This window comes from Streptomyces sp. NPDC000229, from assembly GCF_040300825.1.
Classification (GTDB): Bacteria; Actinomycetota; Actinomycetes; order Streptomycetales; family Streptomycetaceae; genus Streptomyces.
Genome location: NZ_JBEPEL010000021.1, coordinates 59,657 through 85,123 on the forward strand (window position 1 = coordinate 59,657; position 25,467 = coordinate 85,123).

Here is a 25,467-nt window from a genome sequence, read left to right on the forward strand (position 1 = left end):
CACCATCGTTGACACCCTCTCGCCATCCCTACCTAACATGCATGCATAACCGCTACCCGCTCTGGTTGGCGCGCACCCCTTCACGAAGAAACAGGTCAACGGGTGATGCTCACAGCTCCGGCCGACGACGGCCTCTCGCAGCACCTCACGCACCGGTCCGCCCACCCCTGGTGGCGCGACGCGGTGATCTATCAGGTGTACGTCCGCAGCTTCCTGGACAGCACCGGTGACGGCATCGGCGACCTCGCCGGGGTCCGCGCCGGACTTCCGTATCTCAAGAAGCTCGGCGTCGACGGCATCTGGCTGAGCCCCTTCTACCCGTCACCGCAGGCCGACCACGGCTATGACGTCGCCGACTACTGCGATGTGGACCCCGTCTTCGGCGACCTGGCCGAGTTCAGCCGGCTGGTGGCCGACGCGCACCGGCTCGGCATCAAGGTGCTGCTGGACATCGTCCCCAACCACTGCTCCAGTGAGCACGCCTGGTTCCGCGAGGCGCTCGCCTCCGCCCCCGGCAGCGAGGCCCGCGCCCGGTTCCACTTCGCCGAGGGCCGCGGCCCCGGCGGGGACGTTCCGCCCAACAACTGGCACGCCATGTTCGGCGGTCCCGCCTGGAGCCGGGTGACCGAGCAGGACGGCACGCCCGGCCAGTGGTACCTGCACATGTTCACGCCCGAGCAGCCGGACCTGAACTGGCGCAACCCCGAGGTGGCCGCCCACTTCGACCATGTGCTGCGGTTCTGGCTGGACCGGGGCGTCGACGGATTCCGCATCGACGTGGCCGCCGGGCTGTTCAAGCACCCGGAGTTGCCGGACTCCCCCGACCCGGAGGCCGACGCCCGCACCCGCGACTCGGTCAACCCGCTCGCCTGGAACCAGCCCGAGGTGCACGACGTGTGGCGTCACTGGCGCGCGGTGTGCGAGGAGTACACGGCCCGCGACGGCCGCGAACGGCTGCTGGTCGGCGAGGTGTCCGTACCGACCGCCCGTGAGCACGCCAAGTACGTCCGCCCCGACGAGCTGCACCAGGCGTTCTTCTTCGACCTGCTGAGCGCCCCCTGGGACGCCGACACCTTCCGCACGGTCATCGACGAGGCGATCCGGGACATCGCGGGCACCGGTTCCACCGTCACCTGGGTGCTCAACAACCACGACCAGGTGCGCACGGTGACCCGCTACGGCGAGTCCGGCACCGAGGGCAGCGGCCTGGGCGCCGCCCGGGCGCGCGCCGCGGCCCTGCTGATGCTGGCGCTGCCGGGCGCCGCCTACATCTACCAGGGCGAGGAGCTGGGCCTGCCGGAGGTCGTGGACCTGCCGGACGAGGTGCTCACCGACCCGATCTTCCGGCGCACCGGCAGCCGGGCCCGGATCCGTGACGGCTGCCGCGTACCGCTGCCGTGGTCGGGGCACGCCTCGCCGTTCGGGTTCAGCACCGGCGCCGAGAGCGCCAAGCCGTGGCTGCCGCAGCCCGGCTGGTTCGCGGAGCACGCCACCGACCGGGCGCTCGCCGACACGCGCTCGTTCTGGCACCTGTACCGCGACGGCCTCCAACTGCGGCACGGCCTGCCGCAGTTGGGCGAGGGCACATTGCGCTGGCTTCAGGCGCCGCCCGGCGTCCTGGCCTTCGAGCGCGGTGAGGGCCTCGTCTGCGCCGTCAATTTCACCGCCGACCCGGTCCCCGCACCGGTCTCCGGCGCCCCCCTGCTGTCCAGCGGCCCTTGCCCGGCCGGCGTACTGCCCGGATCCACCGCCGCCTGGTGGACCGGTGACCACACCACCTCGGAGGTATCACGATGATGACGCGACGACGGATGGCGATGGCGTGCTGTTCGGCGCTGACCCTGGCCCTGGGGGCGACCGCCTGCGGCGGCGGCCCGGTGAGCGCGGGCGGCGGGAGCAAGGAACTCAGCGGCCAGACCCTCAACGTGGCCGGTGTGTGGTCCGGCGCCGAGCAGAAGAACTTCCAGAAGGTGCTGGACGCCTTCACCGAGAAGACCGGGGCCAAGACCCGGTTCACGTCGACCGGTGACAACGTCTCCACGGTCGTCGGCAGCAAGATCGAGGGAGGCAACGCCCCGGACGTGGTGATGGTCCCCCAGGTCGGCGTGCTCCAGCAGTTCGCGAAGAAGGGCTGGCTCAAGCCGCTGTCCGGCAAGACCGCGGGTGCCGTCGACTCCAACTACGCGCCGGTGTGGAAGGAGTACGGCTCGGTCGACGGGAAGCTGTACGGCCTGTACTTCAAGGCCGCCCACAAGTCGACCGTCTGGTACAGCCCGGAGGCGTTCGAGCAGGCGGGCGTCAAGCCGCCGAAGACGTACGAGGAGATGCTCAAGAGCGGGCAGGCGGTCTCCGACTCCGGACTGCCGGCCTTCGCGGTCGCCGGTGAGGACGGCTGGACGCTCACCGACTGGTTCGAGAACATCTACCTCTCCCAGGCCGGTCCCGAGAAGTACGACCAGCTCGCCCGGCACGAGATCCCGTGGACCGACCCCACGGTGGTGAAGGCCCTGACCACCCTCGGCAAGCTGTTCTCCGACAAGAAGCTGATCGCGGGCGGCCAGAAGGGCGCGCTGGGCACCGACTTCCCCGGCTCCGTGGAGAAGGTCTTCGGCCCCGACCCCGAGGCCGGGATGGTGTACGAGGGCGATTTCGTCGCGGGTATAGCCAAGGACCAGTTCGGCAAGAAGATCGGCGAGGACGCCCGCTTCTTCCCCTTCCCCGCGGTCGCGGGCGGCAAGGAGCCGGTGGTCAGCGGCGGTGACGCCGCCGTCGTCCTGAAGGACGGCAAGAACCAGAAGGCCGCGACGGCGTTCCTGGAGTACCTGGCCGGCCCCGAGGCGGCGGCCGTGTGGGCCGAGGCGGGCGGATTCCTCTCCCCCAACAAGAGGCTGGACCTCGCCTCGTACGGTGACGACACGCTGCGTGAGACGGCCAAGTCGCTGATCGACGCCGGGGATTCGGTGCGCTTCGACATGTCGGACCAGGCGCCGGCCTCCTTCGGCGGCACCAAGGGCGTGGGCGAGTGGAAGCTGCTCCAGGACTTCCTGCGCGACCCGTCGAACCCGGCGGCCACCGCGGCGGCGCTCGAAGCCGCGGCGGCCAAGGCGTACAAGGGCTGACGACATGACCACCCTCACCACTCCCGTGGGGGCCGCGAGTCCCCGGCGGCGCGCCCAGCGCCGCCGGCGGACCATCGCCGTCGCCTTCGTCCTGCCGGCGCTGCTGCTCCTCGGCGCGCTGGTCGTCTACCCGGTCCTGTTCTCCGTCGGCCGCAGCTTCTTCGACGCGGCCGGGACCCGGTTCGTCGGCGGGGAGAACTACGCGGAGATGTTCCGCGACCCCGCCACCCTGACCGCCATCCGCAACAGCGCCATCTGGGTGGTCGTCGCCCCGACGCTGCTCACCGGGCTCGGCCTGGTCCTCGCCGTACTGGTGGAGAAGGTCCGCTGGGCCACCGCGTTCAAACTGCTGCTGTTCATGCCGATGGCCGTCTCCTTCCTGGCGGCGGGCATCATCTTCCGGCTCGCCTACGAGGAGGACCCCGACAAGGGCGTGCTCAACGCGGCGGTGGTCGGCGTGCACGACGTCTTCCAGGAGACGTCCTCGTACCCGGCCGCCCGCCCCCGGGAGGACCAGGGTCTGGAGAAGGCCCCGGACGGGTCGTACGGCACGGCCGAGGCCGTCTCGCCGGGCAGCGCCGTGAACCTCGGGCTGGTGGGCGTACCCCCCAAGGAGATGCCCGCGGAGGCGAAGCCCGCCTCCGCCGCGAAAGCCGCCGCGGACGAGGTGCGCGGTGTCGTCTACCTGGACTTCACTCCCGGCGGCGGGGGGCGGCCGGGAGTGATCGACCCGGCCGAACGCGGCCTGCCGGGAATGGCGGTGGAGGCCGTACGGGACGGAAAGGCGGTCGCCACGGCGACGACGGCGGCCGACGGCTCGTTCCGCTTCGCGGACCTCACGGACGGCTCGTACACCGTACGGCTGCCCGCGGCGAACTTCGCACCGCCCTACGAGGGCGTCTCCTGGCTCGGCCCGGCGCTCGTCACCCCGGCGATCATCGGCGCCTACCTGTGGATCTGGACCGGCTTCGCCATGGTGCTCATCGGCGCCGGGCTGTCGTCGCTGCCGCGTGACGCGCTGGAGGCGGCCCGGATGGACGGGGCGAGCGAGTGGCAGGTGTTCCGCCGGATCACCGTGCCGCTGCTGGCGCCGGTGCTGACGGTGGTCTTCGTGACCCTGGTGATCAATGTGATGAAGGTCTTCGACCTGATCTACATCATCGCGCCGGGCCCGGTGCAGGAGGACGCCACGGTCCTCGCCACCCAGATGTGGCTCGTCTCCTTCGGCGGCGGCAACAACCAGGGGCTGGGCAGTGCGCTCGGCGTCCTGCTCCTGCTGCTGGTGATCCCGGCCATGGTGTTCAACGTCCGCCGCTTCCGCAGGAGCCAGTCATGAGCGCGACCGTCACCGCACCTCCGTCGAAACCGTCCGCTCCTCCCCCGCCCGCCCGGCCCGCGGCGGCCCGCCCGCGGGGCGGCCGGCTGCGCCGCTGGCTGGGCAACGGGCTGGTCCAGGCGTTCCTGGCGGTCGTCGGACTCGTCTGGATCACCCCGGTGGCCGGGCTGCTGCTGTCCTCGTTGCGCTCGGCCAACGACAACGCGGCGAGCGGCTGGTGGACCGCGCTGACCGGCCCGGGTCAGCTGTCCTTCGACAACTACACGGCGCTGCTGGGCAACGCGGGCATCACCCGGGCGTTCTGGAACACCGTGCTGATCTCGGTGCCCACGACCGTCCTCGTCGTGGTCCTCGCGGCGCTCGCCGGGTACGCCTTCGCCTGGCTGGAGTTCCCCGGCCGCGACTGGATCTTCCTGGCGGTGGTGGCGCTGCTGGTGGTCCCCGTCCAGGTGGGCCTGCTGCCGGTCGCCAAGCTCTTCGGGCAGCTGGGCCTGTTCGGCACGATCCCGGGCGTGGTGCTGTTCCACGTCGCGTACGGGCTGCCGTTCGCGGTCTTCCTGCTGCGCAACTACTTCGCCGACATCCCGCGCGAGATGCTGGAGGCCGCGCGGATGGACGGCGGCGGCGAGTGGCGGATCTTCACCCAGCTGGTCCTGCCGGTGGGCCGGCCCGCGATCGCCAGCCTGGCGATCTTCCAGTTCCTGTGGGTGTGGAACGACATGCTGGTGGCGCTGCTGTTCGCCGACAGCTCCTCACAGCCCCTGACGGTGGAACTCCAGTCGCAGGTGCGTCAGTTCGGCAGCAACATCGACGTCCTGGCGCCCGGCGCCTTCCTCTCCCTGGTCGTGCCGGTGGTGGTGTTCTTCGCCTTCCAACGGCACTTCGTCCAGGGCGTGATGGCGGGGTCCGTCAAGTGACGGTACGTCGTGGCCCGCGGTCGGCCGACAACTGACCGCAGGCCACGGCAGATCCACAACAGTCACGATTCCATCACCAACGGAACGAGACCCTCACCCGGGGCAGATGGACGCCGTTACGGTCGGTTCCTCTTTCATCACCCTTGGGGGAACATCATGGCGTGGAACACCCAGCCTCCGCAGCAGCCGAAGCAACCGCAGTGGGCGGAGCCGCCCGGTGCGGGGCCCGGTGACGGTCCGCGATGGGCGCGGAAGCGCATCGTCATCCCTGCCGCCCTCGTCCTGTTCCTGGTCGGTGTGGGCATCGGCAGCTCAGGCAGCGGCGATACGAAGGTGACCGCCGGCTCCCGCCCCGCACCCACGGTTACCAGGACCGTTACCGCGGCACCCGTGGCGCCGCAGCCGAAGGCCGCGGTTTCGCAGGATGCGGCAAAGCCGGCACCCGCCGTCGAGGAGCCGAGCGAGAAGGTCACCGTGCCGGACTTCGTGGGCATGGACCTGCAAGCCGCCCAGGATGCGGCGCAGGCGGAAGGCCTCTACGTCCTCACCTCGCACGACAGCACGGGAGCCGGCCGCATGCAGGTGCTCGACCGCAATTGGACGGTCTGTACGCAGAACCACGAGCCCGGCACGGTCATCGCCACCGACTCCGAGTTGGACTTCGGCGCGGTGAAGCTGACCGAAAGCTGCCCCTAGGGAATCCGGGGGCCGGATGGCGTCAGCGGATCGGCATCCCCGACAGGGTGCGGGCAATGACGAGGCGCTGGACCTCGCTCGTGCCCTCGAAGATGGTGTATATCGCGCTGTCGCGGTGCATCCGCTCCACCGGGTACTCACGGGTGAAGCCGTTGCCGCCGAGGATCTGGACGGCCTGGGCGGTGACCTTCTTGGCGACCTCGCTCGCGTAGAGCTTGGACATCGAGCCCTCGGCGGAGGTGAACGGCTTCCCGGTGGTGGCCATCCAGGAGGCGCGCCAGACCAGGAGCCGGGCGGCGTCGATCTGGGTGCGCATGTCGGCCAGCTGGAAGGCGACGCCCTGGTTGTCGATGATGGGGCGGCCGAACTGGACGCGGGTCTTGGCGTAGTCCAGGGCCACTTCGTACGCGGCGCGGGCGGTGCCCACGGCCATGGCGCCGACGGCGGGGCGGGACGCCTCGAAGGTGGCCATGGCGGCGTTCTTGACCCTCTCGCCGCCCGCCTTGGCCTTCTCCCGGGCGCGGGCGAGACGCTCGTCGAGCTTCTCCTTGCCGCCCAGCAGGCAGGAGCCGGGGACGCGGACGTCCTCGAGGACGACCTCGGCGGTGTGGGAGGCGCGGATGCCGTGCTTCTTGAACTTCTGCCCCTGGGAGAGGCCGGGGGTGTTCGGCGGGACGATGAAGGAGGCATGGCCCTTGGAGCCGAGCTCGGGGTCGACGACGGCGACGACGACATGGACGTTGGCGATGCCGCCGTTGGTGGCCCAGGTCTTGGTGCCGTTGAGGACCCACTCGTCCTTGGCTTCGTCGTACACCGCGCGGGTACGCATGGCGGCGACGTCCGAACCCGCGTCGGGTTCGGAGGAGCAGAAGGCGGCGACCTTGACGTCGTCGGGGTCGCCGTACATCTGCGGGATCCAGGTGCCGATCTGCTCCTCGGTGCCGTTGGCGAGGACGCCGACGGCCGCCAGGCCCGTGCCGACGATGGACAGGGCGATGCCCGCGTCGCCCCAGAACAGCTCCTCCATGGTCATGGGGATGCCGAGACCGGTGGGGTCGAAGAACTGCTGGGCGTAGAAGTCGAGGGAGTAGATGCCGACCTTGGCGGCCTCCTGGATGATCGGCCAGGGGGTCTCCTCACGCTCGTCCCACTCGGAGGCGGCCGGTCGGATCACGTCCTTGGCGAAGCCGTGCAGCCAGTCACGGACCTGCTTCTGGTCGTCGTTGAGTTCAAACGTGAACTCGGCCATGTTCCCTCCCGGCGTGTTACTTACGGTAACCGCAGTCTGTTACCGGTAAGTAGCCGCTGTCAACCGGCGGCCCCGGCGGGGTGGGTGTTACGTTGCGCGGGTCTTAGGGACATCGCACGGGCGGGGAGAGACACGCTATGGAGACCACACACCGGACCGACCAGCAGCGGTCGGCCGACCAGCGGCGACGCGAACTGCTCGAGGCCGCCGACCGCGTGGTCCTCCGTGACGGGCCACAGGCGTCCATGAACGCCATCGCCGCCGAGGCCGGCATCACCAAGCCGATCCTCTACCGCCACTTCGGCGACAAGGGCGGCCTGTACCGCGCGCTCGCCAAGCGCCACACGGACGCCCTGCTGTCCGCCCTGCAGTCGGCGCTCGACGCGCCCGCCGACCGGCGCGAGCGGGTGGAGGCGACGCTCGACACCTACCTCGCCGCCATCGAGGCGCGCCCCCAGGTGTACCGGTTCCTGATGCACCCCTCGGAGGACACCGGCACCGGGCAGCAGTCGGAGCAGGGCTTCGACATAGGACGCCACTCGGCGCCGGTGCTGCGCCGCATGGGCGAGGAACTCGCCCGGGTGATCGCCGAGCGCGTCGACCTGGGACCGAACAGCGAGGTGATGGCCCGGGTGTGGGGCCACGGCATCGTCGGCATGATGCACGCGGCGGGCGACTGGTGGCTCGGCGAACGCCCCTGTTCGCGGGAGGAGTTGGTACGGGGCCTGGCGGACCTGCTCTGGGGCCGCCTGGAGCAGGTGGACGACAGGACGGGCGGCCCGGGGTTCTGACGGGGCCGTCAGGGGCCGGGCGCGGGCGGGCGTCGGAAACGGCCGTCAGCGGCGGACGGCCCACTTCGCCCGGCGCGCCGCGCGGAGGGCCTTCGTGCGGCGCCAGCCGGTGAGGCGGTCCGTGTAGACCGTGCCGTCCAGGTGGTCGCACTCGTGCTGGAGGCAGCGGGCGAAGAAGCCCGTGCCCTCCACGCGCACCGGCGCGCCCAGCAGGTCGACGCCCTCGACCACCGCGCGGTCGAAGCGTTCCGTACCCGCCTCGAGGCCCGGCAGGGACAGGCAGCCCTCCGGGCCGCGCACCGTGACACCGTCCGCCTCCACCAGGCGCGGGTTGACGAGGTGGCCGAGGTGGCGGACGTCCTCGTCGTCGGGGCAGTCGTAGACGAAGACCCGCAGGCCCACCCCGACCTGATTGGCCGCGAGGCCCACGCCCTGGGCCGCGTACATCGTGGCGAACATGTCCTCGACGAGCCGCGACAGGGACGGACCGAAGTCGGTGACGGGCTCACAGGGGGTGTGCAGGACCGGGTCGCCGAGCAGTGACATGGCCCGTACATGGCCGGAACTGCCGGGGATCGGCCGGTTTCGCATGGCGTCCAGCGTACGTTCCACCCCGCCGGAGGGTTTCGGCAGGTGGCGCGGTTCGGGCGCCCGGCCGGATCTCGATAGGCTGAGCCCGGACCCACGCTAGGAGGAACAAGGACGATGGCAGGCAACTCGGAGCCGCTGTCGCCGCGCGCCAAGCTGGCCGTGACGGCAGGCAAGGCCGCAGCGGCGGTGTCTCGCGCGGCGGGACGCGGCAGCGGATCGGTGATCGGCGGCCGGGTGGCGCTCAAGCTCGACCCCGAACTGCTGGGGCGGCTCGCGCAGCATCTGGACGTCGTCCTGGTGTCGGCGACCAACGGCAAGACCACCACCACCCGGCTGATCGCCGAGGCACTGCGGGCCAGCGGCCCGGTCGTCTCGAACGCGCTCGGCGCGAACATGCCGGCGGGCATCACCTCCGCCCTCGCCGGCGGCTCGGACGCCAAGTACGGCGTGATCGAGGTCGACGAGAAGTACCTCGCCGGCGTCGCGCGCGACGTGGCGCCCAAGGCGATCGCGCTGCTCAACCTCTCGCGCGACCAGCTCGACCGCGCCGCCGAGACGCGGATGCTCGCCGAGAAGTGGCGCGAGGGGTTGTCCGGCTCGAAGGCGGTCGTCATCGCCAACGCCGACGACCCGCTCGTCGTCTGGGCCGCGTCCTCCTCCCCCAACGTCGTGTGGGTGGCGGCCGGTCAGGAGTGGAAGGACGACGCCTGGTCCTGCCCCGCCTGCGGCGGTGTGATGCAGCGCCCCGGCGACGACTGGTTCTGCGGTGAGTGCGGCTTCCGCCGCCCCGCCCCCAGCTGGGCGCTCAGCGGCGACCACGTGCTGGACCCGCACGGTTCGGCCTGGCCGATCCACCTCCAGCTGCCGGGCCGCGCCAACCGGGCGAACGCCGCCACCTCGGCGGCCGTCGCGGCCGTCTTCGGCGTACCGCCGCAGGTGGCGCTGGAGCGCATGTACCAGGTGCAGGCGGTGGCCGGCCGGTACGACGTGGTCTCGTTCCAGGGCCGTGACCTGCGGCTGCTCCTGGCGAAGAACCCGGCGGGCTGGCTCGAAACATTTTCGCTGATCGACCCGCCGCCGACGCCGGTCATCCTGTCGGTCAACGCCCGTGGCGCGGACGGCACGGACACCTCCTGGCTGTGGGACGTGGACTACACGCGGCTGGCCGGGCACCCGATCGTGGTCATCGGCGACCGCCGGCTGGACCTCGCGGTGCGGCTCGAAGTCGCGGGCCTGGACTTCCGGGTCTGCGAGACCGTCGACGAGGCGGTGCAGCTCTCCCCGCCCGGGCGGATCGAGCTGATCGCCAACTACACCGCGTTCCAGGACGTCCGCCGCCGCGTCGGCAACTGACCCCCAGAAGGACATGAGCATGAGCGACAGCAGTCTGCGTCTGGTGTGGGTCTACCCGGACCTGCTCAGTACGTACGGAGACCAGGGCAACGCCCTCGTGGTGGAGCGGCGCGCCCGCCAGCGCGGCCTGGACGTGCAGCGGGTGGACGTGCGCAGCGACCAGCCCATCCCGACGTCCGGTGACATCTACCTGATCGGTGGCGGCGAGGACCGGCCGCAGCGGCTGGCGGCCGAGCGGCTGCGCCGGGACGGCGGCCTGAACCGGGCCGCCGAGAACGGCGCCATCATCTTCTCGGTGTGCGCCGGGTACCAGATCCTGGGCCACGAGTTCATCAACGACCTCGGGGAGCGGGAGCCGGGCCTCGGCCTGATCGACGTGATCTCCACGCGCGGCGAGGGCGCCCGCTGCGTCGGTGACGTACTGGCGGACATCGACCCGCGCCTGGGCCTGCCCCAGCTGACCGGTTTCGAGAACCACCAGGGCGTCACCCACCTCGGTCCGACGGCCCGCCCGTTCGCCCGGACGGTGTTCGGCAACGGCAACGGCACCGGGGACGGCACCGAAGGCGCGTACAACGACACCGTTTTCGGGACGTACATGCACGGACCGGTCATGGCGCGCAATCCTCAGATCGCGGACCTGCTGCTGAAGCTGGCCCTCGATGTGAACGCGCTGCCGCCGACCGACGACCGGTGGTACGAGGCGCTGCGCGCGGAGCGCATCGCGGCGGCGAGCCAGCCCGCCTGACGGGCCGTCGATCCACCGGCTTTGTCGGTTCGTACGACTACCGTCCAGTAGTCGGACGCTCGTTTCGGCCCCGTCACCCAACGCCGGTAGGGTGGCGGGGATCCAACCGGACGACGTGGTCCGGGAGTCGGCCCACGTTGCAAAGGTATTTCGGGCTATGCGCATTGGTGTGCTCACCTCCGGCGGCGACTGCCCCGGTCTGAACGCTGTCATCCGTTCCGTCGTGCACCGCGCCGTCGTCGACCACGGCGACGAGGTCATCGGCTTCCACGACGGCTGGAAGGGCCTCCTGGAGTGCGACTACCGCAAGCTCGACCTTGACGCGGTGGCCGGCATCCTGGCCCGGGGCGGTACGATCCTCGGCTCCTCCCGCGTCCAGCCGGCGCACCTCGTCGACGGCGTCGAGCGCGCCAAGGGGCACGTCGCCGACCTCGGTCTCGACGCGATCATCCCGATCGGCGGCGAGGGCACCCTCAAGGCCGCCAACCTGCTCTCCCAGGCGGGGCTGCCGATCGTCGGTGTGCCCAAGACCATCGACAACGACATCGCGTCGACCGACGTCACCTTCGGGTTCGACACGGCCGTCGGCGTCGCCACGGAGGCGCTGGACCGGCTGAAGACCACCGCCGAGTCCCACCAGCGTGTGCTGATCGTCGAGGTCATGGGCCGCCACACCGGCTGGATCGCCCTGCACTCCGGCATGGCCGCCGGTGCGCACGCGATCGTCGTCCCCGAGCGACCCTTCGACATCGACGAGCTGACCGCCCGGGTCGGGGCGCGCTTCGAGGCGGGCAAGAAGTTCGCGATCGTGGTGGTCGCGGAGGGCGCCAAGCCGCGCGCGGGCACGATGGAGTTCAACGAGGGCGGCAAGGACATCTACGGGCACGAGCGGTTCGCCGGCGTGGCCCAGCAGCTGGCGGGCGAGCTGGAGCACCGGCTCGGCAAGGAGGCCCGCGCGGTGATCCTCGGGCATGTGCAGCGGGGCGGGACGCCGACCGCGTACGACAGGGTCCTGGCGACGCGGTTCGGCTGGCACGCGGTGGAGGCGGCGCACCGGGGCGAGTTCGGCATGCTGACCGCGCTGCGCGGCACGGACATCGTGATGGTGCCGCTGGCCGAGGCCGTGGAGACGCTGAAGACCGTGCCGTCGGAGCGGTACGACGAGGCCGAGACGGTCCTGTGACGTCCGTCCGGTGATTTCCGTTGTGTGCTGAACATCCCGCCCCCGGTCGCAGCCGCGATCGGGGGCGGTTCTAGTCTGGACCCCGCAAGCGGACAACCCAGCACGAAACGAATCAGGAGCCGGCGGATGGATCACAGCGGGCACGGTATGCACGGCATGCCCATGGATCTGCCGCCGTTCACCCTGGAGCGGGCCCTCGCGTTCTCGCCGGACACCTTCTTCCTCGTCGGCTGTCTGCTGGCCCTCGCCCTGTACGGGTGGGGCGTCGCCCGGCTGCGCCGGCGCGGAGACGCCTGGCCGGTCGCGCGGATCGTGTTCTTCGTCGTCGGTGTGCTGACCGTGGCGCTGGTGATGTGCACCAAGCTGAACGACTACGGCATGGTCATGTTTAGCGTGCACATGGTCCAGCACATGGTCATCAGCATGCTGTCGCCGATCCTGCTGCTCCTCGGCGCGCCGGTGACGCTGGCCCTGCGGGCGCTGCCGGTCGCGTCCCGGCGCGGCGCCAAGGGGCCGCGCGAGCTGTTGCTGGCGCTGCTGCACAGCCGCTACATGCGGGTCGTCACGCACCCGGTGTTCACGATCCCGCTGTTCATCGCGAGCCTGTACGGCCTGTACTTCACGCCGTTGTTCGACTTCCTGATGGGCTCCAAGCCGGGGCACATCGCGATGATGATGCACTTCCTCGCGGTGGGCCTGGTCTTCTTCTGGCCGATCATGGGCGTGGACCCGGGTCCGCACCGGCCCGGCTATGTGATGCGGATGCTGGAGCTGTTCGCGGGCATGCCGTTCCACGCCTTCTTCGGCATCGCGCTGATGATGGCGACGGAGCCGATGGTCAAGGCGTACGCGAACCCGCCGGCCTCGCTCGGTGTCGACGCCCTCGCCGACCAGAACGCGGCGGGCGGCATCGCCTGGGCGTTCAGCGAGATCCCGTCCGTGCTGGTGCTGATCGCGCTGGTGTACCAGTGGTACCGGTCCGAGCAGCGCCACGCGGTCCGCAAGGACCGGGCGGCCGACCGGGACGGGGACAAGGAGCTGGCGGCGTACAACGCCTACCTGGCCTCGTTGCAGGCGCGCGGACGGTAGCGGCAGGGGCTCCTCAGGGGGGACCATGGCGGTACGGCCGCCATGAGGAGGACGCGCATGTCCGGTTCCACGAAGACGATGAGCGGGCTCACCATCGGGGCGCTGGTGGTGACGACGGCGTACACGGTGGCGCTCGGCAGCAACGGCTGGCTGTGGTTCGGCTGGGTGGTGCTCGGGCTGGTGACGATCGGTATGGCCGCCACGCGCGACACGTGACCGGGGGCCGCCGGGGCGGGCCAGGGCCCGCCCGGAGGTTGCCCGGAGCCCGTCCCGGAGCTGCTCAGAAGCGGAAAACGGGGGCGGTCTCGGTGTCCAGTACGCAGTCGTTGGGGTAGGTCTTGCGCCAGTCGAGCCGCAGACCGCGCCACTCGCCGACGGCACGCGCGGTGACCGGGTCGAACCTCTTGGTGCAGGGATGCTGGTCACCACGCAGCCGGTCGAGGTCCCCACGCGCCGTGTCGAGGGCCGCGCAGGCGCCCTCGGCGTTCGGGTGGGGGCCGCGCGGCCGGGGCGAGCAGTAGAGCCGGACGCCCCGGATCCAGCTCTCGTCGCCGCCCGAGACGGTCAGGAAGAGGCCTTGGTCCTGCGGGTCGGCGTGAACGGGGACGGCCGGGGCGAGGGCGAGGAGAACGGCCGCGGCGGCGGTGACTCGGAGGGACATCTCGTACTCCCGGGGCTCCTGGCGCGGGAACGCGCAGGGCCAGGGCACATCCGGTGCGGCCCGCGGCCAAGCCGCCACGCCGCGCGGTACCGCGCATGGCCCACGCCGCCGCCTCACACAGGCGCCCGCTCCGTGTCGCGCCGGGCGGCGGCCACCGCCGCGAGCACCAGGCCCACGCCCAGCACGATCAGCCCGCGCAGCCAGACCTCGGGCTCGACCCGGGTGGCGAGCAGGACGCAGGAGGCCGCGCCCAGTACCGGGACCACGGTCGGAGCCCGGAAGTGGCCGGAGGCGCCGCCCGGGTCGCGGCGCAGGACGAGCGCGGCGGTGTTGACCATGAAGAACACCACCAGGAGCAGAAGGACCAGGGTCGAGGCGAGGGTGGCGACGCTGCCGGTGAGGGCGAGGAGCATCGACAGGGCGGTCGTGGCCGCGATCGCGGCCCACGGGGTGCGGCGCCCGGGCAGCACCTTCGTCAGCGCGGCGGGCAGCAGACCGTCCCGGGCCATGCCGTAGGCGAGCCGGGAGGACATGATGCCGGTCAGCAGGGCCCCGTTGGCGACGGCGACCAGCGCGATCGCGCTGAACAGCCACACCGGCACTCCGCCCGCCGCCCGCACCACCTCCAGCAGCGGCCCGCTGGACTGCGCGAGCGTGCCGGTCGGTACGGCGGCGGAGGCGGCCAGACCGACGAGGACGTACACGGCGCCCGCCGTGATGAGCGCGCCGAAGAGGGCGCGGGGGTAGGAACGCCGGGGGTCGCGGGTCTCCTCGGCGACATTGACGGACGTCTCGAAGCCGACGAAGGAGTAGTACGCGAGGACCGCGCCGCTCAGTACGGCGGAGGCCGCGCCCTGCTCGGCCGTACCGAGCCGGGTGAGGCGGCCCGGGTCGCCGTCGCCCCGCAGCAGCAGCCACGCGCCGAGTACGACGATGATCGCGAGACCGCCCACCTCGATGACCGTGGCGACCACGTTGGCACGCGTGGACTCCCGGATGCCGCGGGCGTTGACCAGGGCGAGGGCCGCCAGGAACAGGACGGCGACCAGGGCGACGGGGACGGTCACGAACGCCGTCAGGTAGTCACCGGCGAAGCCCCGGGCCAGCGCTCCGACCGAGACGATCCCCGCGGCGAGCATGCAGAAGCCCGCGAGGAACCCGGCGAACGGCCCGTAGGCACGGGTGGCGTAGTGGGAGGCGCCACCGGCGCGGGGGTACTTGGTGGCGAGTTCCGCGTAGGACGCGGCCGTGAGCAGGGCGAGCGCGAGAGCGACGGCGAGCGGCACCCATACGGCGCCTCCGGCGTCGGCGGCGACCTGGCCGATCAGGACGTAGACGCCGGCTCCGAGGACGTCGCCGAGGATGAAGAAGTAGAGCAGGGGCGTGGTGAGCGCGCGCTTGAGCGGCTGATCGTTCGCAGTCGACATGGAACCCCGTCTTCCCCGGATGCGGGGTGCCAGCCGGGACGTTGGTCACTGGTGGGCGGCGGGGCGGCCGGACGGTCCGGGAGGGGCGGGGCGGGGCGGTCAGCGGCGCATGGGGCCCCAGGGGCGGCGCTGGCGGGCGACCTCCGCCTCCGCCTCCTCGATGACGGCCAGGTCGATCCAGCACACCGGCTCGATGTCGCAGACGAGCGGCTCGTTGTCCGGGCCCCGGGCCACCTCGCGGCCGCGGAGCGTCCAGGGGCGGACGTCACCGTCCCGGTCGCGGCGCAGATGGCAGTAGTCGTAGAGGCGGCGCGCCACCCAGAGCCGGAGGGAGCGGTCGCCCCACCACGACTCGACCTGGAGCGGGTTGGCGGACAGCCCCGGCATCGGGATCCCCGTGAGCTCGTCGACGCTGCGGGTCGCGTCCAGGTCGTGGCCCGGGCCCCGGGACCAGCGGACGTAGAGCGGCCCCCGGCGTTCCACCAGCTCGCCGAGCTCCCGCAGGGAGCGCACGGTGGGCAGCTCGGTCTCCCCGTCGGGGACAGCGGACCGGTCGGTCGTGTACGTCATGGGCTCCACCCTCCTCGTCGCACGGAGGACCACCGCATACCCAGCCATTCTCGGGCGACGCGCCGACTCCCACCACGTGACCGGCGTCCCACCCGTCACGCCCCAGCACGGGCGGTCCCAGCAAGGGCGCACACAGGCGCACACAGGCGCACACGGCAGCGCGGGGGGCGCTCGTCCGCGCGGGGCGCGCGCCCCGCGCGTACCCCGGGGAAATGTTCCAGCCGGGCCGCCCGGGGAAGCCGCATGGGTGACCATACGGATGCCCGGCGTGATCGCCGGGCAGACGCCAGGGAGGGGATGGGGACATGACAAGGGTGCTTGTGCTGCACAGCGTCAGTCTGCTGAGGTCGGCGCTGGTGGCGCTGCTGAAGACGGAGGGGGCTTTCGACGTGTTCTCGGCCGGCTGGCGCACCGCGAGCAGGCACGTCGGGTCGTTACGGCCGGATGTGTGCGTGGTGGACCTCGACTGCCCGGGCGCGGCGGAACTGCTGGACGGCGGGACGGAGGCGGACCGGGAGATACTCGGCGCCCGTACGGCACTGCTGGTGCTGGCGTCGGCGGGGCGGCCGGGGGCGCTGCGCCGGGCGTTCGAGGCGCGGGCGCTGGGTTACGTCGACAAGCACGGTTCGCCGCACCGCTTGGTGCGGGGCATCCACAAGGTCGCCGAGGGCGAGCGGTTCGTGGACGAGTCGCTCGCCTTCGGGTTCCTGGAGGCGTCCAGAATGCCCTTGACCGCGCGCGAGCTGAGCGTGCTGGCCCGGGCGGCGGAGGGCGAATCGATCGCCGAGATAGCGCGGGGCCTGCACCTGTCGAACGGGACGGTACGCAATTACATGGCGTCGGCCACCCGGAAGGTCGGCGCACGCAACCGGATCGACGCGATCCGCATCTCCCAGGGCGCCGGGTGGGTGTAGGGGACTTCCGGCATCAGGCCGCGTCGGGCTGCCACAGCCCGACGAGGTCCCGGTAGAGGCCGGAGCGCGCCAGCAGTTCGCCGTGCGGGGCGCACTGGGCCCGGTCCCCGTCCAGGACGAGGACCCGGTCGGCCCGTACGGCGGACGAGATGCGGTGGGCGACGACGACGAGGGCGCCGGGCCGGGCGCCGAGGGCGCGTTCGGCGTGCTCCTCGGTCTCGGGGTCCAGGTGGCACGTCGCCTCGTCCAGCAGGAGGAGCGGGGCGGGCGACAGGTAGGCGCGGCCGAGCGCCAGCCTCTGCCGCTCGCCGTGCGACAGCCGGCCCGGGTCGATCACCGCGTCCGGGCCGCCGAGCCGCCGCACGAGGGGGGCGAGCCCGAGTTCGTCCACCGCCCGCTCGACCTGGGCGGGGGTGGCGTCGGGGTTGAGGTAGCGGAGGTTGTCGAGGACGGTACCGGTGAAGACGTACGCCTGCTGGGGCAGGAGCGCGGGTACGCCGGCCACGGTGACCGTGCCGCCGGTCGGGGTCAGGAGCCCGGCGAGGAGGGCGGTCAGGGTGGACTTGCCGATGCCGCTCGGGCCCACGACGGCGAGGTGCTCCCCCGGCTCGACGACGAGGTCGAGGCCGTCCAGCACGGGGCGTGCCCCGGGGCCGTAGGCGAAGGTGACACCGCGCAGCTCGGCGGCGGGTGCGGCGGGGCGGAGGAGAGTCGGGGACGGGGGCGGGGACGGGGACGGGGACTTCGAGGACGGCGGACGGGACGGGAGTTCGGGGTGCTCGCCGGTGAAGCGCTCCAGGACCACCAGCAGCCGTGTTCCGGCCGCCCCGAGCGCGGTCATCAGCGCGTCCAGGGCCGGCAGCAGCGCCTGTACGAGGTAGGTGAGGGCACCGAGCAGGGCGCCCGCGGTGACCCCGCCGTCCAGCAGCCACGGCGTGGCCAGCAGCAGTGCGACGACCGGCAGCCGGCCCGCCGCGCCCAGGGCGAGCGTGCGGACGGCGGCCCAGCGGGCCAGGCGGCGGGAGAGCCGGGCCTCGGCCTCGATCAGCCGCCCGACCTCGGCTGCGACGTACCGTTCGCCACCGCACGCCACGACGTCCCGCAGCCCGGCGCCGACCGCGCCGACCCTGGCGGACAGGGCCTCGTCGGCGTCGAGGAACGCGCGTTGCACAGCGGCCATGGGGGCGAGGGTGGCGAGGAACATCGCCAGCCCGAGCAGGAGCGGCGGCAGGACGACGAGAGTCAGCGCGGGTTCCAGGGCGGCCATGCCGAGCAGCGCGCCGATGGCGGTGAAGACGAAGGACCGGGTGGTCAGTACGAGTCCGGCGAAGCTGTCGCGGGCGATCTCGGTCTGGTGGGTGAGCCGGGAGACGGCCGCGCTGCCGGCTGGGCCCTCCGCGCGCGCCGGGTCGGCCACCGCCGCCGCGAGAGCCTGCGACACCGCCCGGCGGACCAGCCCGTCCCGGAGCGGCTCGACCAGGCCCGCGAGCCCCGAGAACACCCCGCGTACGGCGAGCCCGCCGAGGAGCGCCCCGGTGGCGGCCACGGCCAGCCACCCCAGGCCGACGCCGGTACGCCCGGCGAGGAAGCCGTCGTCCAGCGCGCGGGCGACTCCATAGCCGCCGAGGAACGTGTGGGCGGACTCCAGCAGGGACCAGGCGCCGAGGCGCAGCACGTCGCGCTTCCTCCGCAGCAGGAAACGCCGCCCCTCGGGCATGACCCGGCGCGCCGTCATGCCTCCCCCGCGGCCGGCGAGGCGAAGACGGCCCGGTACGCCGGGTTCCGCCAGAGCGTCCGGTGCGGCCCGACGGCGCGTACCCGGCCGCCCTCCAGCCACACCACGAGGTCCGCCCGGGCGGCCGAGGAGAGCCGGTGGGCGACGACGAGCCGGGTGCCCGGCCGGACGTCGTGGGCCAGCGCCCGCTCGACCTGCCGCTGGGTGACGGTGTCCAGCCCGGACATGGCGTCGTCGAGGATCAGCAGCCGTCCCGCGTGGGCGAACGCCCGGGCCAGACCGAGGCGTTGGAACTCGCCGCCCGAGAGCGGCGCGTCACCCAGGGGCGTGTCGTAGCCTTCGGGCAGCCGTACGACGAACCCGTCCGCCCCGGCCGCCCGGGCGGCGGACCGCACGGTACTCGGCGGGGGCAGGTCGGCGCCGAAGGCGATGGTTTCGCCGACGGTCGTGCCGAACAGGGCGGGCCGGCTGAACGCGTACCCGACCTCGCGGCGCAACTGCCGGGGCTCCAGCCGGTCCAGGGGTACGCCGTCGAGCGTGACGTGCCCCTCGTCGGGGGCGACGAGCCGGCCCGCGACGGCGGCGAGCAGGGACTTTCCGGCGCCCGACCGGCCGACCACGGCGGCGGTCGCCCCGCCGGGCACCCGCAGGTCGATGCCGTGCAGTACGGCGGCCCCGTCGCGTACGACGGTGACACCGCGCAGTTCGAGCGCGCCCGTGCCGCCGGCGGGCAGGGCTTCCCGGCCGTGCGGCACCGCCGGGAGGGCGAGAAGCTCGCCGGTGCGGCGGGCGGCGGCCCGGCCGCGGACCAGGGCGCCGAGGGCCGCGGCCACCGAGCCGACGCCGGCGGCGAGGGCGGCGTACCGCGAGGCCGCCACCAACTCGCCGACCCCCAGGGCCCCGGAGGCGAGCCTGGCCCCGCCGACGGCGAGGACGACGGTCACCAGGAGGGGCATGAGCACGCTGCTGCGGGCGACGGCACGGCCGTGGACGAGCCACATCGTCCGTCCCTCGGCGGCGAGTTCGGACAGCGGGGCGAGAATGCGCCGCTCTTCACGCGCGGCGGTGCCGGCGGCGGCGATCGTGCGGGCCCCGGACAGGGCCTCCACGAGGCGGTCCGCCATGCCCGACTGCACGCGCTGGTAGCGGGAGACGGTGTCGGAGGTGCTGCGGGCGAAGGCCCTCAGCAGCAGGACGAGCAGCGGGACGCCGGCCAGGAACGCGGCCGCCGTCCACAGGTCGATGAGGAGCAGGGCGACCAGCGCCCCGAGGGGCGGCAGGATCGTGGCGAGCGCGCCCGCGGCGGTGGCCGGGACGGTGCCCGCTTCGGTGGCGTTGGTGGTCAGGCGCGTGGCGAGGTCGCCGGGGGCGAAGCGGGCCGCAGCGCGGTGCGGGGAGGCCGCGAGCAGGCGGCCGAGAGCGCGGTGGCGGAGCCAGGCGGTGGACCGGGCGTTGGTGGCGCCGGTCAGCAGGGCCACGAGCGCGTCGAGGACCACCTCGGCGGCGATCAGCGCGGCGCACAGGGCCACCCAGCGCGGTGCGTCGGCGGACCCGGCGAGCAGCAGGTCGAGGCTGCGGCCGAGGACGGCCGGCTCGGCCAGGGCGGCGAGCGCGGCGCCCAGGGAGCAGAACAGTACGGCCGCGGCCCGGCCTCCGCTGTGCCGTGCGGCCCTCCACAGCATCCGGTCGGCTCCGCGCCGGCCCTCACCCTTCGCGGACCCGGTACCACTCGATACGCCCCCGGCGCCCTGCGCGGGCCCGGTGGCGCCCCCGGACGTGGTGCTCTCCGCGGGCGTGGCGCCGCCCGCGGAACCGGTGTCCGGCACCGCGCCCGAGCCGCTGATGGGCCCGGCGCTGCGCCGCTGCGGGTGGCCGGACGGCGCGGAGCCGGGACTCGGGGCGGGCCCGGTGCCGTGCGCGGGGTCGGGCGCCTCCGCGAGGCCGTGCCCCTCCGCGGGTCCGGCGCTGTGCGCGGGGCCGTGCCCCTCCGCGGCCCCGGTGTCGTGCGCGGGGCCGGGCGCCTGGGCCGGGTGGGCTTCCGGGGGCGGGGAGGTCATGGGCCCGGTGTCCTCCTGGGGCGGGGCGTGAGTGGTCCGGGATGTGGCCGGTCCCGGGCGGGGTGAGCCGCCCGGGACCGGGTGATCCGTACGGCCGCGCGCATTCGGCACCGCGCGACCGGGCGGGTCAGTTACAGGTGGTGACGCTCAGGCTGCTGTCGCCGCAGAGCAGCAGGCTCGCGCGGCTGCCCGTGGCGATGTCGCCCGTCGCCTCTTCCTTCGGGGTCTCCATCGACTGCAGGTCGAGAAGCGTCATGATTGATTCCTTTCCTTCATGGGGACGGTGTGCTCTGTTTCGGCCCCTGGCTGGGGCCGGCTCGTGGGCCGCCGGAGCGGCGGGAGGAACGGCAGGTGCGCGTGTCCGTCGGACGCGGCGCTGCCGAGGGCGAGCAGGCAGCCCGCGGTGCCCGTGGCGAGGTCCATGGACAGCCGCATCATCTGCTCGCCGGGGAAGGCCAGATGGCCCTGGTACGGCACGGCGTGCCGGGCGAGGGCGTCGATCTGGCGCCGTATGTCGCAGGGGGCGGTCCCGGGGCCGGGCGCGGTGGTGCGGCTGAGGTACAGCACCATGCCGGCCGCCCCGCGGAACAGCCCGGGCTGGGCGTAGAACGTGGCCTGGGCGGCCCGGACGATGTCGCGCCGCGCCTGGTCGAAGTCGGCGTCGTCGCGGTGGGCGGCGTAGTCGTCGAGGACCATCCCGATGCCTACGCTCCCGGCGCCGAGGTACGGCATGGTCCGCCACCCCTCGTCGACCTGGAGGGTGCCGCCCGCGCTGGTCACGCACCGGGCCAGGTCGCGCCTCAGGGCGTCGGCGGCGAGGTCCAGCAGGCCGGTGTCACCGGTGCGTTCGTACAGGCGGAGGAAGAGCAGGGCGGGCCCGGACGCGCCGTGCAGCAACCCGGCCCGGGATATACCGGGGAGGGCGCCCGCGACGAGGTCGGCGCAGCGCAGGGCGGCGTCGCGCATACCGAGCGCGTCCAGGGCGAGGCCCACGCCCGCGAGGCCGCTGTGCAGGTCGGGGGCGATGTCCTCCCAGGGGCGCTGGAGGGTCAGCTCGGCCAGTTCCAGGGCGCGTTCGGGATGCCCCAGGCGGTCCAGGGTCCAGGAGACGCCGGCCAGGCCGTCGTAGAAGCCGATGGGTGTGCCGGACTCGGGCTCCTTGGTGCGCCGCAGCAGCCATTCCTCGGCTTCGGGGCACGGTCCGGCGTCCGTCTCGGCGAGGGCGTACAGGACGCCGGCGGTGCCGTAGCCGAAGGTCAGTCCGCCGCCCGCGGAGGCGAACTGGGCGATGTCGCCGGGGAAGTGACGGTCCTCGCGCTCCGGTGTGGCGGAGGCGAGCACGGCGCGCGCCATGGAATCGCGGCTGCGCGGCCAGTCGCCGGGCTCGACGGGCAGGTACGGCCCGCTGCCGATGTGCCCGGCGATCTCCTCGACCGCCTCGTCGAGGAAGGAGCGCGGTACGGGGAAGTGCGCGGCCGCGATGTCGGCGAGGTGCCGTGCCTTGCCCGGGTCCAGCGGGAAGAGGCTGGTCAGCGGCATGAACAGGGCGAGGCGCAGGCACGCCAGCGCATAGCGGTCGACGGCGAATCCGCGACGGTCGGGGGGCGCGACGAACGCCGGGTTGGCGACGGTCTGGCGCCGCCCCTCGTCGATGTGGGCGGCGGCCTCGAAGTCGAGGAGCGCCACGGACGTCTCGTCCTCGGACACCATGATGTTGAACAGGTGCAGGTCGTTGAAGACGACTCCGCGTGCGTGCACGGCGTCGACGGCTTCCTCCACCAGGTGGTGGATCCGCAGTGCCCATTGGGTGTACTCGGCCAGCGACTCGGGTGTCGGGTCGGCCTCGATCAGCGGGTGGCGGCGGGCGAAGAAGGTGTTGAGGGGCTTGCCCTCGAGGAACTCCATCGCCAGGAAGTGGTGGTCGCCGAGCACGAACGTGCCCTTGACCTCGGGGGTGTACGGCAGTCCGGCGAGTCGCTCCAGCGCGGTCTGTTCGCGCCGCAGCCGGGTCACCGCGTCGGCGCCGTCGGCGGCGAGGCCGGCGTGCGGGCGGGCCTCCTTGAGGACGACCTTCTCGCCGGTGCGGCGGTCGTGGCCGACGTAGACTCCCCCGCCGTTGGAGAAGTGCAGGGCGCTGTCGATGCCGTACGGGATGTCGGTGACCGTCACGGCGGCGCGTGCGTCGAGGTGCGGCCGGAGGAAGGCGGGCGGGTCCACCCAGTCGGGCACCTGGAAGACCGGGCCCCGGAGGTCGGGGACGAGCCGCCCGTCGGGGTGCTCGACGGCCGGGCACAGTTCGCCGTTCTCGCCGTAGCAGTGCCGCTGGGTGAAGCTGCCGTACCGGACGTACACCGGTCCTTGGCCCCAGCGGAGGTCGCTGAGGATGTACGGGCCGGGCTCGCCGTCGAGCAGCGCCGCCAGATCGTCGGCGATGCGGTGGCACTGCTCGTCGTCGGCCGGGTAGACGGTGATGAACTTGCCACTGGCGGCGCGGTCGGCGTACTTGGCGTTGCGGGTGTGCAGCAGGTAGCGGCTCGGGACGAACTTGAAGGCGACGCCCCGGGCGAGGCAGTAGTCCATGACCCGCGAGAGAATCGTTTCGGCGTTCTCCAGGCACGCCGATACGTGGATCTTCCAGCCCTGCGCGGGCAGCGTCAGGTCGATGGGGCGCAGGGCCAGCCAGTCACCGCTGCGGTGCCGGCGCCACCCCTCGGGTACGGGGGCGAGCGCCGCCCCGTACAGCGCGCCCCTGCGGTCGGTGCCCTCGGCGGACAGCCGGTACGGCGCGTCGTAGAAGTGGCGGTCCGCGTCGCAGAAGGCGGCGTATCCCTTGATCACACCTGCTCCCTCGGTCGGCGACGGAGACGACGTTGTCATCCCGGGAACGGGTGGGAACAGTCACAGGCGTCAGCAACCGACCGTGCGGAACGCATGAGTAACCTGCGGCCCGCCATGGCCCCGTCGGGGCTCTCGGCCCCTCTCGCGGCCCCCTCGTGACGCCCTCAGGTCGTCTCCATCGCCGAACGGCCTTCCCTGGCGACCAGGACGAAGGAGTGCCCCGCCGGGTCGGAGTACGTCCGCACGTCCCGCGGCCCGGAGTTGTCCCTGGTCTCCACCGGCCGGGCGCCCAGGCCGACCGCCTCGCGCTCGGCCTCGTCCATGTCCTCCTGGGCCACCAGGATGTGCAGGTGCGCCTGCTGGGAGTCGTCGGGCCGGGGCCAACTCGGCGGCGCGTAGCCGTGGTCGCGCCGTACGGCCACGCATACGCCGTACTGGCCGACCACCTCGATGAAGTCGGGATCGGTTCCGCGTTGCGTCCGGGCGTCGAGGAGCTTGGCGTAGAACTCCGCCAGGGCCTCGGGTTCGGCGCTGTCCAGGACCAGGACACTGCTCTTGGGTACAGTCATGAACCCCTTGTGCCCGCATCCCGGCCGCCCATCACGCGTGTGGTTCCCGGCCACGACACGCGCACCTACACTGATCCCCCTTGAACTGGATTGCGTCCTGGTAAAACGCACAGAGCCGCCGATCCGATCAGAGCCGATCCGGTGCAGTAGGGAGCCAGCCAGTGTTCTACTACCTGCTCAAGTACGTGTTCCTCGGGCCGGTGCTGCGGTTGTTGTTCCGGCCGAGGACCGAGGGACTGGAGCACATTCCGGAGGACGGCGCCGCGATCGTCGCGGGCAACCATCTGTCGTTCTCGGACCACTTCCTGATGCCGGTCGTCCTCAAGCGGCGCATCACCTTCCTCGCGAAACAGGAATACTTCACGGGCCCCGGGATCAAGGGCCGGCTGACCGCCGCGTTCTTCCGCAGTGCCGGGCAGATCCCGGTGGACCGGTCCGGCAAGGAGGCCGGGCAGGCCGCGATCCGCGAGGGGCTCGGTGTGCTGGCCAAGGGCGAGCTGCTGGGGATCTACCCGGAGGGCACCCGCTCGCACGACGGGCGGCTCTACAAGGGCAAGGTTGGAGTCGCGGTCATGGCCCTGAAGGCGGGCGTTCCGGTGATCCCGTGCGCGATGGTCGGGACGTTCGAGATCCAGCCGCCCGGGCAGGTGGTCCCGAAGATCAAACGGGTGAGGGTCCGGTTCGGCGAGCCGCTGGACTTCTCCCGGTACGCGGGGATGGAGAACGACAAGACGGTCCTGCGTGCCGTGACGGACGAGATCATGTACCGGATCCTCGCCCTGTCGGGCCAGGAGTACGTCGACGACTACGCGGCCAAGGTGAAGGAGGCGCAACAGGCTGAACAGCAGCGGAAGTTCCCTCCGAGGTTCCGTCGCTGAGAGCCGTTCGGCGCCCGGGGATCACCGATGGGTATCGTCGGGCTCACGCCGGCAAAGGCCTCCTGCCCGAAGGGACATCGGTGAGCGACCACCAGAGGAACGAGCACGAGACGTACGACAAGCTGATCGGCCTGCTGGACGAGCGCGGGGCGGCCTACCGGGTGATCGAGCACGAGCCGGAGGGCGCCACGGAGGCGGTCAGCGCGATGCGCGGCAACCGGCTGGAGCAGGCAGCCAAGTGCATCGTCGTGATGGTCAAGACCGGCAAGAAGACGAAGCGGTACGTCCTGGCCGTGGTGCCCGGTGACCGGCGGGTCGACCTGGGCGCGGTGAAGGCGCTGCTGGGCGGTGGTTACGCCGGGTTCGCGACACCGGAGGTGGCGGAGCGGCTGGCGCGCAGCGTGAGCGGCACGATCCTGCCGTTCTCCTTCGACCCGGAGCTGGAACTGGTCGTCGACCCGGCGCTGCTGGAGCAGGACGAGCTGTTCTTCAACGCCGCGCGGCTGGACCGGTCGCTGGCGCTGCGGACGGCGGACTACGTGGCGATCGCCGAGCCCCGGACGGCTCCGATCGCACAGGCGGACTGACGCACGGGCCGACGCGGAGGCGAGTCGGCGCGAAGACCGGCGCCCCAGAGGCGGCCGGCGCGGAGGCGAGTCGGCGCGAAGACCGGCGCCCCAGAGGCGGCCGGCGCGGAGCGGAGCAGACCGACCGGCACGGAGTTCTCACGCGGCGGGCATGGGACC

24 protein-coding genes are annotated in these 25,467 nt (G+C 72.5%); 14 read left to right on the forward strand and 10 right to left on the reverse strand.

Annotated elements, in window-relative coordinates; genetic code table 11:
• Positions 1-105 precede the first annotated feature (105 nt).
• From ABT360_RS13820 to ABT360_RS13840, 5 genes are all read left to right on the forward strand, one after another.
• On the forward strand, positions 106-1,797 hold the full coding sequence (locus ABT360_RS13820) for a glycoside hydrolase family 13 protein (protein WP_351814714.1): 1,692 nt from the start codon (positions 106-108) through the stop codon (positions 1,795-1,797).
• Complete coding sequence (locus ABT360_RS13825; RefSeq protein WP_444852238.1) at positions 1,794-3,119, forward strand: ABC transporter substrate-binding protein; 1,326 nt, start codon at positions 1,794-1,796, stop codon at positions 3,117-3,119. Before ABT360_RS13820 ends, ABT360_RS13825 begins: the two co-directional genes overlap by 4 nt.
• A gap of 4 nt (positions 3,120-3,123) precedes the next feature.
• Positions 3,124-4,455: a carbohydrate ABC transporter permease gene (locus ABT360_RS13830; RefSeq protein WP_351814717.1), complete on the forward strand. Its 1,332-nt coding sequence runs from the start codon at positions 3,124-3,126 to the stop codon at positions 4,453-4,455.
• A complete protein-coding gene (locus tag ABT360_RS13835) occupies positions 4,452-5,372 on the forward strand; it encodes a carbohydrate ABC transporter permease (RefSeq protein WP_351814719.1) in 921 nt (306 codons plus the stop codon). Before ABT360_RS13830 ends, ABT360_RS13835 begins: the two co-directional genes overlap by 4 nt.
• Before the next feature lie 156 nt (positions 5,373-5,528).
• Positions 5,529-6,068: a PASTA domain-containing protein gene (locus tag ABT360_RS13840; RefSeq protein WP_351814720.1), complete on the forward strand. Its 540-nt coding sequence runs from the start codon at positions 5,529-5,531 to the stop codon at positions 6,066-6,068.
• Between the two features lie 22 nt (positions 6,069-6,090).
• On the opposite strand, the gene ABT360_RS13845 is transcribed toward ABT360_RS13840, so the two are convergent.
• A complete protein-coding gene (locus ABT360_RS13845; protein ID WP_351814722.1) occupies positions 6,091-7,317 on the reverse strand; it encodes an acyl-CoA dehydrogenase family protein in 1,227 nt (408 codons plus the stop codon).
• Between the two features lie 137 nt (positions 7,318-7,454).
• Here ABT360_RS13845 and ABT360_RS13850 point away from each other — a divergent pair, with 137 nt between their 5' ends.
• A complete protein-coding gene (locus ABT360_RS13850) occupies positions 7,455-8,108 on the forward strand; it encodes a TetR family transcriptional regulator (protein WP_351814724.1) in 654 nt (217 codons plus the stop codon).
• A gap of 45 nt (positions 8,109-8,153) precedes the next feature.
• Here the strand turns inward: ABT360_RS13850 and def are convergent, their stop codons facing one another.
• On the reverse strand, positions 8,154-8,699 hold the full coding sequence (gene def / locus ABT360_RS13855) for a peptide deformylase (protein ID WP_351814725.1): 546 nt from the start codon (positions 8,697-8,699) through the stop codon (positions 8,154-8,156).
• Positions 8,700-8,813: 114 nt separating this feature from the next.
• On the opposite strand from def, the gene ABT360_RS13860 reads away from it, so the two are divergent.
• The 5 genes from ABT360_RS13860 (at position 8,814) to ABT360_RS13880 (ending at position 13,288) form a co-directional block, all read left to right on the forward strand.
• On the forward strand, positions 8,814-10,052 hold the full coding sequence (locus tag ABT360_RS13860) for a Mur ligase family protein (protein ID WP_351814727.1): 1,239 nt from the start codon (positions 8,814-8,816) through the stop codon (positions 10,050-10,052).
• A 19-nt stretch (positions 10,053-10,071) separates the two neighbouring features.
• A complete protein-coding gene (locus ABT360_RS13865; protein WP_064067135.1) occupies positions 10,072-10,800 on the forward strand; it encodes a type 1 glutamine amidotransferase in 729 nt (242 codons plus the stop codon).
• Positions 10,801-10,957: 157 nt separating this feature from the next.
• Positions 10,958-11,983 carry a 6-phosphofructokinase gene (locus ABT360_RS13870; protein WP_351814729.1) on the forward strand — a complete coding sequence of 342 codons (1,026 nt, stop codon included), beginning with the start codon at positions 10,958-10,960 and terminating at the stop codon, positions 11,981-11,983.
• 126 nt (positions 11,984-12,109) lie between these two features.
• Positions 12,110-13,072 carry a cytochrome c oxidase assembly protein gene (locus ABT360_RS13875; protein ID WP_351814731.1) on the forward strand — a complete coding sequence of 321 codons (963 nt, stop codon included), beginning with the start codon at positions 12,110-12,112 and terminating at the stop codon, positions 13,070-13,072.
• A gap of 57 nt (positions 13,073-13,129) precedes the next feature.
• Positions 13,130-13,288: a hypothetical protein gene (locus tag ABT360_RS13880; RefSeq protein ID WP_199831194.1), complete on the forward strand. Its 159-nt coding sequence runs from the start codon at positions 13,130-13,132 to the stop codon at positions 13,286-13,288.
• A gap of 64 nt (positions 13,289-13,352) precedes the next feature.
• Here the strand turns inward: ABT360_RS13880 and ABT360_RS13885 are convergent, their stop codons facing one another.
• The 3 genes from ABT360_RS13885 to ABT360_RS13895 all read right to left on the reverse strand — a co-directional run bounded on the left by ABT360_RS13885 (position 13,353) and on the right by ABT360_RS13895 (position 15,730).
• Complete coding sequence (locus ABT360_RS13885; protein ID WP_351814733.1) at positions 13,353-13,733, reverse strand: SSI family serine proteinase inhibitor; 381 nt, start codon at positions 13,731-13,733, stop codon at positions 13,353-13,355.
• 113 nt (positions 13,734-13,846) lie between these two features.
• Entirely contained in the window at positions 13,847-15,160 is a 1,314-nt protein-coding gene (locus tag ABT360_RS13890) for an APC family permease (RefSeq protein ID WP_351814735.1), read from the reverse strand.
• A gap of 99 nt (positions 15,161-15,259) precedes the next feature.
• Positions 15,260-15,730, reverse strand: coding sequence for a DUF6098 family protein (locus ABT360_RS13895; RefSeq protein WP_351814737.1), 471 nt, complete (start codon positions 15,728-15,730; stop codon positions 15,260-15,262).
• A 305-nt stretch (positions 15,731-16,035) separates the two neighbouring features.
• Between ABT360_RS13895 and ABT360_RS13900 the strand changes: the two genes are divergently transcribed.
• Positions 16,036-16,644 (forward strand): response regulator transcription factor, encoded by a 609-nt coding sequence (locus ABT360_RS13900; protein WP_351814739.1) that lies wholly within the window; start codon positions 16,036-16,038, stop codon positions 16,642-16,644.
• A 13-nt stretch (positions 16,645-16,657) separates the two neighbouring features.
• On the opposite strand, the gene ABT360_RS13905 is transcribed toward ABT360_RS13900, so the two are convergent.
• From ABT360_RS13905 to ABT360_RS13925, 5 genes are all read right to left on the reverse strand, one after another.
• The gene (locus ABT360_RS13905) at positions 16,658-18,379 is read right to left on the reverse strand and encodes an ABC transporter ATP-binding protein (RefSeq protein WP_351814741.1); all 1,722 of its coding nucleotides are present in this window, start codon (positions 18,377-18,379) and stop codon (positions 16,658-16,660) included.
• On the reverse strand, positions 18,376-20,061 hold the full coding sequence (locus ABT360_RS13910) for an ABC transporter ATP-binding protein (RefSeq protein ID WP_351814755.1): 1,686 nt from the start codon (positions 20,059-20,061) through the stop codon (positions 18,376-18,378). Before ABT360_RS13910 ends, ABT360_RS13905 begins: the two co-directional genes overlap by 4 nt.
• A 502-nt stretch (positions 20,062-20,563) precedes the next feature.
• The gene (locus ABT360_RS13915) at positions 20,564-20,692 is read right to left on the reverse strand and encodes a SapB/AmfS family lanthipeptide (RefSeq protein ID WP_073755677.1); all 129 of its coding nucleotides are present in this window, start codon (positions 20,690-20,692) and stop codon (positions 20,564-20,566) included.
• Entirely contained in the window at positions 20,689-23,274 is a 2,586-nt protein-coding gene (lanKC, locus tag ABT360_RS13920) for a class III lanthionine synthetase LanKC (RefSeq protein ID WP_351814744.1), read from the reverse strand. Before lanKC ends, ABT360_RS13915 begins: the two co-directional genes overlap by 4 nt.
• A gap of 164 nt (positions 23,275-23,438) precedes the next feature.
• Positions 23,439-23,843, reverse strand: a complete 405-nt coding sequence (locus tag ABT360_RS13925) for a VOC family protein (RefSeq protein ID WP_351814746.1) — start codon at positions 23,841-23,843, stop codon at positions 23,439-23,441.
• Positions 23,844-24,004: 161 nt separating this feature from the next.
• Here ABT360_RS13925 and ABT360_RS13930 point away from each other — a divergent pair, with 161 nt between their 5' ends.
• Both ABT360_RS13930 and ABT360_RS13935 read left to right on the forward strand, forming a co-directional pair.
• Complete coding sequence (locus ABT360_RS13930) at positions 24,005-24,721, forward strand: lysophospholipid acyltransferase family protein (protein ID WP_351814747.1); 717 nt, start codon at positions 24,005-24,007, stop codon at positions 24,719-24,721.
• A gap of 80 nt (positions 24,722-24,801) precedes the next feature.
• Positions 24,802-25,308 (forward strand): YbaK/EbsC family protein, encoded by a 507-nt coding sequence (locus ABT360_RS13935; RefSeq protein WP_351814749.1) that lies wholly within the window; start codon positions 24,802-24,804, stop codon positions 25,306-25,308.
• The last annotated feature ends 159 nt before the right edge of the window (positions 25,309-25,467 follow it).